The sequence below is a fragment of the Exilibacterium tricleocarpae genome, from assembly GCF_007004655.1.
Classification (GTDB): domain Bacteria; phylum Pseudomonadota; class Gammaproteobacteria; order Pseudomonadales; family Cellvibrionaceae; genus Exilibacterium; species Exilibacterium tricleocarpae.
On the sequence record NZ_ML660098.1, the window covers coordinates 199,769 to 211,095 of the forward strand.

Annotated in this window: 9 protein-coding genes; 3 read left to right on the forward strand and 6 right to left on the reverse strand. The window is 57.1% G+C overall.

Features of this window, described 5'->3' with window-relative positions; genetic code table 11:
* Positions 1-184: 184 nt before the first annotated feature.
* Positions 185-1,426: a LysR family transcriptional regulator gene (locus FKG94_RS18745; protein WP_142928454.1), complete on the forward strand. Its 1,242-nt coding sequence runs from the start codon at positions 185-187 to the stop codon at positions 1,424-1,426.
* A 23-nt stretch (positions 1,427-1,449) separates the two neighbouring features.
* Here FKG94_RS18745 and FKG94_RS18750 read toward each other — a convergent pair whose 3' ends face one another.
* From FKG94_RS18750 to FKG94_RS18765, 4 genes are all read right to left on the reverse strand, one after another.
* A complete protein-coding gene (locus tag FKG94_RS18750) occupies positions 1,450-3,033 on the reverse strand; it encodes a GMC family oxidoreductase N-terminal domain-containing protein (protein WP_142928455.1) in 1,584 nt (527 codons plus the stop codon).
* Between the two features lie 32 nt (positions 3,034-3,065).
* Positions 3,066-3,617 carry a gluconate 2-dehydrogenase subunit 3 family protein gene (locus FKG94_RS18755; RefSeq protein ID WP_142928456.1) on the reverse strand — a complete coding sequence of 184 codons (552 nt, stop codon included), beginning with the start codon at positions 3,615-3,617 and terminating at the stop codon, positions 3,066-3,068.
* A 137-nt stretch (positions 3,618-3,754) separates the two neighbouring features.
* Positions 3,755-6,214: a TonB-dependent receptor gene (locus FKG94_RS18760; RefSeq protein ID WP_142928457.1), complete on the reverse strand. Its 2,460-nt coding sequence runs from the start codon at positions 6,212-6,214 to the stop codon at positions 3,755-3,757.
* Between the two features lie 247 nt (positions 6,215-6,461).
* Positions 6,462-7,601, reverse strand: a complete 1,140-nt coding sequence (locus FKG94_RS18765) for an LLM class flavin-dependent oxidoreductase (protein ID WP_179957710.1) — start codon at positions 7,599-7,601, stop codon at positions 6,462-6,464.
* Between the two features lie 159 nt (positions 7,602-7,760).
* Here FKG94_RS18765 and FKG94_RS18770 point away from each other — a divergent pair, with 159 nt between their 5' ends.
* Positions 7,761-8,390 (forward strand): winged helix DNA-binding protein, encoded by a 630-nt coding sequence (locus FKG94_RS18770; protein ID WP_179957711.1) that lies wholly within the window; start codon positions 7,761-7,763, stop codon positions 8,388-8,390.
* 22 nt (positions 8,391-8,412) lie between these two features.
* Here the strand turns inward: FKG94_RS18770 and FKG94_RS18775 are convergent, their stop codons facing one another.
* Both FKG94_RS18775 and FKG94_RS18780 read right to left on the reverse strand, forming a co-directional pair.
* Entirely contained in the window at positions 8,413-9,408 is a 996-nt protein-coding gene (locus FKG94_RS18775; protein ID WP_142928460.1) for an AraC family transcriptional regulator, read from the reverse strand.
* Positions 9,409-9,881: 473 nt separating this feature from the next.
* Positions 9,882-10,556: an AraC family transcriptional regulator gene (locus tag FKG94_RS18780; protein WP_179957712.1), complete on the reverse strand. Its 675-nt coding sequence runs from the start codon at positions 10,554-10,556 to the stop codon at positions 9,882-9,884.
* A gap of 210 nt (positions 10,557-10,766) precedes the next feature.
* On the opposite strand from FKG94_RS18780, the gene FKG94_RS29015 reads away from it, so the two are divergent.
* Positions 10,767-11,174 (forward strand): HAD family hydrolase, encoded by a 408-nt coding sequence (locus FKG94_RS29015; RefSeq protein WP_218943580.1) that lies wholly within the window; start codon positions 10,767-10,769, stop codon positions 11,172-11,174.
* Positions 11,175-11,327: the final 153 nt, after the last annotated feature.

Here is an 11,327-nt window from a genome sequence, read left to right on the forward strand (position 1 = left end):
ATATGATTCAAAATTACGTTGCACTCTAAAAGTAATACCCTTTAATATTAGCCGCACCAGAAAGTATCCACAAAAACAAGGTCTTAGATCGCTAAAAAGGCCCTTTATCATGAATAAATATTGAACGGCGTTTAAAGCATTTATTTATTTCATAACCAAAACCAACATTGGGCAGGGGAAGAACATGGGTATTGTGGATATCGGCGTGGTCGATCTCAGTTTGCGCCACCTCAAAGCAGCGCTTTATGTCAGCCAGTACAACAACGCCACCCGGGCCGCCAACCACCTCAACCGCTCACAGACAGCCATCACCAAGGCCATTAACGATCTCGAACAAAAACTCGGCGTGTCACTATTCGACAGATCGTCACTGGGCATGATCCCCACCGTTTACGGCGAGGCCCTGACCCGGCGGGTACGACTGGCCGAGGCTGAATTCGCCGCCGCCGGGCGCGCCCATCGCAGCTTTTGCCCGTCGCGGCGGGAGGGGCACAATATCTCCATCTTCTCCATGGAAATCAGCTACAAACGGCTGGCCGCCCTGATCGCGCTCTACGAGACCAAAGACACCAGTGCGGCGGCCAAACAGCTCAATATCACCCGCACCGCCATCTACAACACCGTCAAACAACTCGAAGACCTGCTGGAGCTGCCGCTGTTCGAGCGCCAGCCCAACGGCATGACCAGTACCCGCTTTTGCTCGATCCTGGCACGCCACGTCAAACTCGCCTTCGCCCAGATTCGCTACGCCATTGAGGATATCGCCAACCTCAACGGGATAACCCGCGGCAGCGTGGTGATCGGCACCCTGCCCTACACCCGCACGCTGTTGACCCCCCGGGCCATCAACAACATGCTGAAAGATAACCGGGAGCTGGATATCTCCACCCGCGAGGGCCCCTACAACCTGTTGGAGGCATCGCTGCGCAGCGGCGATCTGGACTTTATCGTCGGTGCTCTGCGCGAGAAAGTGAGCACGCCCGAACTGATTATGGAAAACCTGTTCGAAGATCGGTTGGCGATTATCGCGCGCAAGGACCACCCCCTGTTCAAGTGGCGCAATATCCCACTGCCGGAACTGGAGCACCTGACCTGGGTGCTGCCGCCCCGGCAAACACCCTCGCGGGCCCTGTTTGAGGAACTGCTCAACAAAAACGGCGTCAAGTCGCCCGAACACTATGTGGAGAGCAGCTCGCTGTCCACCATCCGCGGCCTGCTGCTGGAGAGCGACCGGGTGGCACTGCTGTCGGAGCACCAGATCTATTACGAGAAAAAACACGGGATGCTCGACGTATTGCCGATCGACCTGGAGGAGACCTACCGCCCGATCGGCGTCACCATGCGCGCCCACACCCAGCCCTCCCCGGCGGCGCAATTGTTTTTGAGTCACCTGCGCAACGTGGCTCAGCAAATGGCGCTCAGGTAAACGTATCCGACAAAGGTTCTCGACTACGCAATGCTGCCCCATTCCCGCAGCATAAACTCTACCGCCAGCAAACCCAGTGCGTGCAGGGTAAACGTCGGATTTACCGCACCGCTGGAGGGAAACAGACCCGGACCGGCGATAAACAGATTGTCGATATCGTGGCACTGCCCGTAGCGATTGGTCACCGAATTATCGGCGCTGGTACCCATCACCGTCCCCCCCATGATATGCATACCGAAGCGCGGTCCCTGCCACACCTGTTCGGCGCCTGCCGCTTTGAAAACGGCAGTGCCCTCGGCCACCGCATGCTCGCATAGCGCCGCGGTCGGCGCCTGGATATTGTGCACGGCGCGCGCCAGCGGTACGCCGTATTGATCTTTGTGCTGGCTCAGGGTGATGCGGTTTTGCGCCAGCGGCAGGTCTTCACCGACAAACACCATGGTGCCGATAGACCGGCTGGCGCGCTGCATAAACGCCTCCAGTGCGCGCCCGAAGATATCCGGCCGGGTATTGACGATGCCGAGCAGGTCGTTGGGCTTCAACGCATTGGCAATCAGCCACTGGTAACTGCCGAAAGCATTCTTGATCGCCGCCTTGTTATCGTAGCCGTCCTGGCTGATCAGTTGGCCGCCGGTGGGGCCCAGATGCGGTTGCGTCTCCTGTTTGAACAACCCGTAAATCGAGGTGGCCGGGTGAGTCATCATATAACGCCCCACCAGGCCACTGCTATTGGCCAGCCCCTGAGGATGGGCGGGGTTTGCCGATGCCAGCAGCAGTCTGGGGTTTTGCACGGCAAAGGCCGCCAGTACCACCACGTCCGCCAGTTGCACCTGCTGGCGGTCCTCAGCGTCACGGTACTCGACACCGATAACCTTGTTGCCTTTTTTATTGGCTAACACGCGAGTGACCGTGGCCCGGTGCAGAATCCGCCCGCCGGCGGCCCGGGCCTGGGGCAGATACAGCGCCTGGGCATTGGCCAGCGCGCCGATCGGACAGCCGGCATCGCACCAGCCGTCGTAGATACAGGCGCGACGGTTTTTATAGGGACGACTGTTGATCGCCAGGGGGATGGGCGCGGTATGCTTGCCGAGCGCTTTGAAACCGGCGGCGATAGCCTGGCCCTGGGGAAAGACCGGCAGCGCCGGCAGCGGGTACTCACTGCCCGGCGGACGCCACTTCTCCGCCGCGGCATCGCCACTGAGACCGACTTCTTCCTGAATGCGGTCGTAGTAGGGCCGCAGCTCCCGGTACTGCAACGGCCAGTCGAGTCCCTTGCCGTGGTCCGTGCGAAGGCGAAAGTCGCCCGGGTGCAACCGCGGCCAGACGCCGTAGTGATGCATGCTGCTGCCGCCGGTACCCCAACCGCTGTTGAAGTTATGGCCGAGGGTTAAATTGCCCTCTTCCTCCACCGGCGCGCCGCCCCACTTCAGCCGCCGCGCCCACAGTTGCGAGCTGACCAGGTCCTGCAGCCCGCGCGCCGGACCGGCTTCGAGCATCAAGACCTGCTTTCCCGCCTGCGCCGCCTTGGCGGCAAAGACGCTGGCAGCAGCTCCCGACCCGACAATCAACAGGTCGACTTTTTCACGACTGGTAACCTTGGCATTCATAGTGATTTCTTCTGGCTGTTGCACACCATCGCTCACCAGGGACGCGAGGGCGCAATATGCGGCATGTAAGGAATATCAAGACGCTCGAAACCCGCCGGTGTACCGTAAACGACATCGGCGGCATCGGCCCGCACCACAAAGTAAAACAGGCCGGCCGGCGGACCCGACCAGTTCTCAACCTCGCCCGCGGCCAGGGCGCCGATCAATTCGTCGGTTTGCTGCGACTTCAATGCCGCAAGACTTTTGCGGTAGCGGGACTTGGCCTGGCGCTCGATACTCTTCAGACCGTCCACATAAAAAGTATGGTGATCCGCAACGCCCAGGTAGCGAATCATCAACAAACTGTCCTCCGGCTCGCGCTGGAGCTGGCTGTCGATATAGTGGCTGATGCCGGCCTCTCTGGCGCCGGGCACCAGGGCCTCGGCCAGGGTTTCCAGGGATGCCGCATGGGCGGCATCGAGGCGCCGCAGCGGCAGTTTTTTCGCGCGGGCCGCCGCCGGGCTCAACAGCAGCGTCTGCGCACCGAGCGTGTAGGAGAGCGCCAGGCCGGAGGATTTTATAAAGGAGCGGCGTGTTGTCGTCATAACAGAATGTCAACCATCGGAGAATGGCGGCGGGAGCCGGCCCGCCGCTTGACAGGGTGCAATATAGAGTTGCGATATAGAATTGCAGTGAAAGTTGCGCTAAAGAGTGCGCTTAAACGTTGCATTTATAATCGCACCTAAAACTCGCGCTTCACGCTGAAGCCGTACCAGCGCGGCGCGCGGTAGGCCACCTCATTGCAACCGCACAGCGTCGCCAGGTCAAAACCCTGCACCCCGGCGCGCTCATCGGTAAGGTTTTCGAGTTTGAAATCCAACTGCCATTTTTCATCACTGCTGGTCCAACCGACCCCCGCGTTCACCATGACATAGCTGTCGAACTTATCGGCATCGAAATTGCGCAGGTTATAGAAGAATTCATCGGAGTAGCTGGCGTCGCCGCGCACGTGCATCATGCCCCCGAGCGCCGGCCACTCGTAGCGCAAAATGGCATTGGCCTGCAACTCCGGCGCATAGGTGGGGTCGACATCGCGCGGCGGCAGCGGCGAGCCGGCGCGCAGGGGCACATCTTTGACGGTGGCATCGAACCAGGCGAGGCTGAAAATGGCATCGAGCCCCTGCCCCAGCGACGTTTGCAGATCCAGTTCGATACCATAGTTATCGGCGTCGGCATTGATCACCACACCGCCTACCCCGACAAACAGGAAGGCCTGGTAGTCGGAGTAATCGTAATAAAAAGCGGTGCCGTTCAGGCGGGTTCTGCCGTCGCGAAACGTGGCTTTAAACCCCGCTTCATAAGAAAGCAGTATCTCCTCGTCATAGGGCAACGCCGGGTTGCCCCCGGCACCGAGAAAAGCCCCCAGCAGGGGCGCGTTGAAACTGCCGGCTTTGACGCCGCGGTTGATGCCGGCGTAGATCAGCAGATCCTCACCGGCCTGCCAATCGAGTTGAACCTTACCGGTCCACAAGGTATCGGAGGAATCCAGGTCGGCTGTAAACGGCGCGCCCGGCAAGGGCACATCGGGCAAAAAGTCGCCCTCGTTAACCGTAAAGTTACCGTTGGAAATCAGGAAACCGATTTCGGTCTGAAAGTCTTTTTCCTCGCGGATCACCCGCAAGCCGAAGGTCGCCGACAGCGACTCGGTCAGGTCATATTCCAGCTGCCCGAACAGCGAATAGGAGTCGGTTTCGAGACTGGAGACCACACCGATATCAAACGGCGCCCCAAAGGCGTTGAAAACAATACTGTTGTCCGGCGCCTTCAGTCCATTATCCGATTCGTTGTCGATATTCAGGTAAAAGAAACCGCCCACCCAACGGCTGTTGCCGGACTCACCGCTCCAGCGCAACTCCTGGGTAAAACTGGTGGCGTCGACACCGGCATAGTTGGCCAGTTGGTTGCCCGGCGCTGCATCGACATCGATAAACAGTAACTTCTCGTAGTCTTTGAAATCGGTAATCGCGGTGAAGACCACATCGTTACTCAACGCCCATTCGAGACGGGCGTTGACACCCCAGGTATCGACAAAGCCCTGGTCGTCAAAAGCAAAATCGCTGCTGGTATTGAAATCATCGCCGTCCGGATCGATATACCCGAACAGGTCGCCACCCGGCACCGGTCGGGTCAGCGGTGTAAACGGGGTGCCGCCCACCGGTCCGTCGCCGTCGATAATATCGACACCGCCGTCGAGATCAGTGCCCTGAATAATACTGGAGCGGGTTTCGTTGGCGGGCGTGTCGATCACATTGATCAGCTCACCACCGGCATTGGGATCGCCGTCAAAAACAGCAATGGTCGACTTTGACTGGTAAGGACCGGTGGCCACCTCGCTGCTGGCATAGTTGCCGGAGAAGGTTACATCCATATCCTCATTGGGCCGCAGCAAAAACGTGACGCGTCCGGCCAGGGTATCGTCATCGCCCATATCCGCGCCGGCACCGGCACCGGGAGAACCCGCACCGGGCGAGCCGGGAGCGGGATCGAATTGCGGATACAGATTGTTGAGATAACCGTCCTGGCGGTTGTAACGCAGCGCCGCCCGCGCCGCCAGCGTGTCGGTCAGCGGACCACCGGCAGCGGCTTCCAGGGTGTACTGGCCGGCATCGGCATCGGTGTCAAACTGACCGTAAGTGATATCGACATAACCTTCGCTGCGTTCAAAGCTGGGTTTTTTGGAGATGTAGTGCACCAGGCCGCCGGTGGCGTTACGGCCGAATAGCGTTCCCTGCGGCCCTTTGAGTATCTCCACCCGTTCGATATCGAACACGGCAAAGGTCTGGGCCTGGGCGACGGCCAGGTAACCTTCATCCAGGTAAGCCGCGTTCGGCGCCTCGATAATATCGTTAAAGTCGTTTTGCGTAACACCGCGAATAGAGAACTGCGTGTTCTGGCCCGCCAGGTTTCCCGAAATATGCACGCCGGGGGAGAACGCCGCAATATCGATGCTTTGCTCCACCCCCATGGCCTCGAGTTGATCGCCGCTGAACGCGGTGATGGCAATACCGACCTCCTGTAGGTTTTGCTCGCGCTTTTGTGCGGTAACGACAACTTCTTCGATCAGATTGCTAGCACTGGACACCGGGGCAACGACGCCCATTGAGATTAGTGTGCAGACAGGGATCAAGTTTTTTTTATTCATGGTGTAGCCCCTCGGATACTTCAGTTATGCTTGCGTGCGGTTCGCTCTCAACTAGCGCTTCGACCAATAAAGATTTTCACCTAAAGCGGGTTTTGGCGTCCTTAGCTGACCCGGTCTCGATCAGGGGGGCGCCTAGCCTGCAGCCCTTCGGGACACGCTGTGTATACATCCATGTAAGCTCTACGCCAGCATCCCTGCTGGCGAAGGTCCCGAAGGGCTGCAGGCTAGGCGCCCCCCTGATCGAGACCTAAGTGCCATCGAGGTGAAAATGTTTCCTGGTTGAAGCACTGGGTTTTCTCAGTCCTTTCTTCTCCAACCTGGGTATGACTTCGTCCCGGAAATAGGGAAATTCTTTGACGTAATCGACAAATGACAGAGTCGTTCCGGCGATGCCGGTGGCACTGAGTTGCGCCAACTGGTCGGCCACATGATCCGGCGTGCCCACCAGCGGAAAAGCGCCGTGACCGGCGGCAAACCGATCGCGGAAATTCGCCAGCGCCTCGGGTGTAAACGACTGTGCATGCATGCCCTGAAGTTTCATCAGGTAGTCGACCGCCTCCCAATCGGCGTGCTCGTCGGCATAGTAGTGCAGGTACTCCTGCGCCTCCCGCTGTGTGGGCCGGCACACCACCTGGCAAAATGTAAAGACACCGACCTGGCGTTGGACGGCGGCTGCGAGCTGCTCGATTTCGGTCACAGTCGCGCGCGCCTGCTCGAAATCAAACACCGGGGTAAACAGGAAATCCGCATTGCGCATGGCAAACGCGCGCCCCTCTTTGGAGGCGGCGGCGTTCAGGATAGGCACCCGCGCCTGCACTGGATGGGGATTGCTGTAAACACCTTTGAGCTGAAAATAGCGGCCCTGCCAATCGAACGCCGGTTTTTCACACCAGAGCTTCTGAACCACGTCGTACCACTCCTGCGCGCGCGCATAGCGCTCCGGGTGGGCGGCGGGCAGCTCAATACCAAAGGCGTCGTACTCCGGTTTATTCCAGCCGGCAACCACGTTCAACCCGACTCTGCCGTTGCCGATATGATCGATAGTGGCGAGCTGCTTGGCGGTGACGACCGGGTGATTGAACGCCGTGTGGACGGTGGCAAATACCTGGATATTTTCCGTCTGGGCCAGCAATCCCCCGGCCCAGGTTACGGTTTCGAGCACGCCACCGTGGAAGTCCGTATCGCCGCCATAACCGATCCAACGGGCGATGGGCAGCAGGAATTCAAGGCCCGCCTGATCGCACATCTGTGCAAGTTCCAAATTGTTTTGCCAGGAGTTGCGCCAGCGTTCAGGCGCTTTGGTGACCGCCATACCGCTTGAGCAGTTGGCCGAAAAAATCCCTAGTTTCAATGGGTTATCGTTAAATATGGGGCTATTTTTGGGCATTTTTATACTCCCTTCCTTAACCGCGTCCGGGGATCCCGGTGCTTGGCTATATTCAGGATATATTATATATTTTGCCGTTAATTTAACCGTTAAAATAATGGTTGTAAATAGCTACGGTATTTTTTCGCACTCTGCCGGTATGGCGGTACTGTGATGGCTGTGGGCGGGTTAGAATACGGCAACCCCAATCAGCGAGGTCGCTCACAGGTGCAAGACAAGGATAAAAACATCGACGGACAATCAAATTTGGGCCTGGACAAACACTGGCATCTGTCCACCAATGATCACGAAATCTGTTTGACGGAAATCGAATTTGCACTGTTTCGAAATTTTGCCGCTTTCTCGCGCTGGATGGACGACTGCGCCGCCTGCTGCCACACCTCGGTTCACCCCTGCAACGGTATGGACTATGCCGTGCTCAACGTCGTACGTATGCACGAGCGGGCAAAGAGCATTTCTGAAATTGCCCGTCTGATGAATCGAAACGATTTGTCCAATCTGCAATACAGCGTCAGGAAGCTGGTCAAGGCGGAGTTGATCGAAAAGCTCGGCAGCAACGATCACAAACGGGGCGCCACCTACCAGGCCACCCGCCAGGGGGTCGCCGCCACCGACAGATATGCGGAATTCCGCCGGGAACTGCTGGTGTCTCTTACCCAGTCGATTTCAAATAGCGAAGAGAATATGAATCAGGTGGCGCGGGTACTGAGTCTGTTGTCCGGTATTTACGATCAGGCGGCCTGTGTGGCCGCTTCCCACCGCTCCTCGATCGGCACCGACGACGCCTGACAGCATCGCGCCCAGGCGCCGCTCACCGGCACCGCGCCCTGGTTGCCGAGGGCAGCTCGCCGAAACGTTTTTTGTACTCGCGGGTGAAACGCCCCAGATGGCTGAAGCCCCAGCGCAGTGCCACGGTGGTGATATCGTCATCACAGCGGCTGCCGAGTAGCTCGCCCCGCACCCCGGTCATTCTGACCTCGCGCAGATATTGCATCGGCGCGATCCCGCAACAGCGTTTAAACCCTTCATAGAGCCGGCGTTTGGGAATGCCCGCCGCGGCGACGATACTCTCGATTGTGAGGTTGTGCCGGGCGTGCTCGCGGATATAGCTCTGGGCCCGGCGCACGTAGATGGGCACGGTGATGGTGGTCACCTTGGCCAGCTCTTCGGTGTAGTTGTGGCGCTGGCCGTAGAGCAGACCGGCCACCAGCATCTCCTCCACGTGAGCGAGGATGGGGCCGTCGACAAACAGGGAGACGCTGTGTTTCTGTTCGCGCTCGAGGTTTTTGACCATTCGCCACCAGGATGCCATTTGGCCTTGTTGCGCATCCATCGCGGGTTCGAAAATGACCGGGTCCGTCACGGCGGTGCCGAGCAGTTTGTGTAGCTGGTGTTCCAGTGCTGAGCGACAGATACGCACCAGTCGCTTGCGGCAGTTGCCGCTCATGGTGAGCTGCACCGCCTGGTTGGGGCAGATAACGATGCCGCGATACCGGTCGGAATGGGTGGTGCAATCGCCGTGGGTCAGGGACTGGGTGCCGGCGATGGGCAGACTGATGGAGTAGTATTCCTCCATGGGCTCAAGGTCGACGGTGACAGAGGTGCCGTACTGTATCTGGCTGACATTGAGTTCGGTCAGTTGCAGGCCGGAGTGGCGAAACCGCACCGCCTCGGGGTTGGCCACCGATAGGTGGTGGGTATACATAAAATCGCACATGGCATCCCGGGCCTGGGACAGCACGTTGTATTCGTTGTGGAAGGTGTGGGGAGAATCGCCGGCACCCTCGCTGACGGAATCTGTCGCCATCGGCAATGTCGCCTCTCGATTGTGCTCGAACTGCGATAGTAGGTCATTTTCTGTCGAATGAGAACCTGGGGGCGGTGCCGGACGTTGAAGGCTTGGGTGCTGGTGACTGAAATCATAGAGGGAGATTGGGTGGCTTTTTGGTTTCGAAGATGAGGTGGGGGGGGAGTGCCACCCGGCGCGGGCCGCGCCGGTGCCTTCCGGGAGGACTGCCTTCCGCAGGCACCCAGCCGGCAGTCTTCCGGCGGTAGTTCCGGGCACCCCCTGGCGGGACAGGCACCCCCACGGGTCAAATGGGACGCCTGCAACTTAGCAACTTAGTGTGTGCATTTCAGTTCTGGGTTTTTATAGAGCCAGCTAATTTTTAATCACTTAAGTTGCTATGTTGCAGGCGTCCCTGCTGGTCTGTTGCAGGCGTCCCTGCTGGTCCGGGAGATCACTCCCATCGACCTGCTTCGATGGAGCCGTCGAAGCTGTCAAACTAACTGCGTGGGCGGCCTACCATAGGTTGCAACAAAGGCACGACAAAATGCATCGCCACTGCCGTAGCCAAAGCGTCTGGCTACCTCTTTGACCCGGCCGCCTTTTAGCAATGAGTTTCTTGCCGCTGTCATACGCCATAGTTTTAAATACGCCATCGGTGATTTGCCTAGCGTTCTTTGAAATGTCGCCATAAATTGCGAGCGCGACATACCCGCAAGTTCCACAAAATCATCGACTTTCCAGGGTCTGCCGGGGTCATCATGTATGGCAACGACAACATGCCTGAGCTTCGGGTGCGCCAGGCCCGCGAAAATACCCGGCTCGGTTTGATTGCTTTCGAGGCGGTTGCGCAGGATATTAACGACCAATAGATCGCATAGACGATCCAAAGCAAATTGGCCGCCACATCGGCTCATTGACGCCTCTAATGCAATGAGGTTCGCAACAGTTTTTACCGGGTCGTCTTTATTGAGTTCGATCTCAACCGTTTTTGGCATGATCTGTAACAGTGGATTTTGTGTGCCGCCCATATCTACTCTGGCATATACCAGCGCTGCTGTTGACTCACTGCTCACCGGAGCGGCGTCAACATAGAGAATTAACTTGTGCAATTGGTTCTTTTCTGCATTGCCAAAAATAAACAGGTTGCTGTCTTTGTATGTCGGCATACGTTGAGCCCTTACCTCAAAATGAGCCAGTAAGCTGGATAATCGATCAAGATGCATAGTTTAAGACTTTGGGTAAGAAAAAAGAGATGGTTTTTATTATAAGTCCTGTATAGTTTCAGTCAATCGTATTTAGTGCCCTGTAGTCGTATGCGATACAGCTACCGACATGATGAGGTATAAGCTAATTCTGCGGACAATCTTGGAGTAACTATGAAACAAAAACAACGCTGTTTTGCGTTTTGCTTCGTCTGGCCAATCGTTTGGCTTGTGCTAACGATTTCAATCACGACTTATGCGGAGGATTCCATGGTCAAACCAAAGGTTATTATTTTTGATGTAAATGAAACCTTGCTCGATCTGGCACCTTTGCGCAGGGTGGTAGGCGAGACAATCGATGGCAGAGAGGATTTATTGCCGTTATGGTTTTCTACCATGCTGCATTATTCGTTGGTTGATACCCTGACGAATAACTATCAAGACTTTGGACAAATTGGAGCGGCGGCACTTGTTATGGTGGCCGAAAAACACGGCATCACTGTTGAATTAGGGCCTGTTCACACTAATTTTGATAGAATGTGCGCCTATGGAAATCACGAAAGCACAATTCAAAATTATTGAACATCTCCTGCCAATACAGAGGGGAATGCGTATTCCGGCGAAGATGAACACCTATTCCGGGCGAACGTGAACACCTAATGTCCTAACGCATCACCCGTCCGGATTTTTAACCCAGGTGTTCATCTTGGGTCAACTGCCCGAGGATTTTTCTCA

Coding starts and splice junctions, on each gene's coding strand:
- FKG94_RS18765 (WP_179957710.1), bottom strand. CDS start 7,601: ATGCCCAAAAATAGCCCCATATTTAACGATAACCCATTGAAACTAGGG.
- FKG94_RS18760 (WP_142928457.1), bottom strand. CDS start 6,214: ATGAATAAAAAAAACTTGATCCCTGTCTGCACACTAATCTCAATGGGC.
- FKG94_RS29015 (WP_218943580.1), top strand. CDS start 10,767: ATGAAACAAAAACAACGCTGTTTTGCGTTTTGCTTCGTCTGGCCAATC.
- FKG94_RS18745 (WP_142928454.1), top strand. CDS start 185: ATGGGTATTGTGGATATCGGCGTGGTCGATCTCAGTTTGCGCCACCTC.
- FKG94_RS18780 (WP_179957712.1), bottom strand. CDS start 10,556: ATGCCGACATACAAAGACAGCAACCTGTTTATTTTTGGCAATGCAGAA.
- FKG94_RS18775 (WP_142928460.1), bottom strand. CDS start 9,408: ATGGCGACAGATTCCGTCAGCGAGGGTGCCGGCGATTCTCCCCACACC.
- FKG94_RS18750 (WP_142928455.1), bottom strand. CDS start 3,033: ATGAATGCCAAGGTTACCAGTCGTGAAAAAGTCGACCTGTTGATTGTC.
- FKG94_RS18755 (WP_142928456.1), bottom strand. CDS start 3,617: ATGACGACAACACGCCGCTCCTTTATAAAATCCTCCGGCCTGGCGCTC.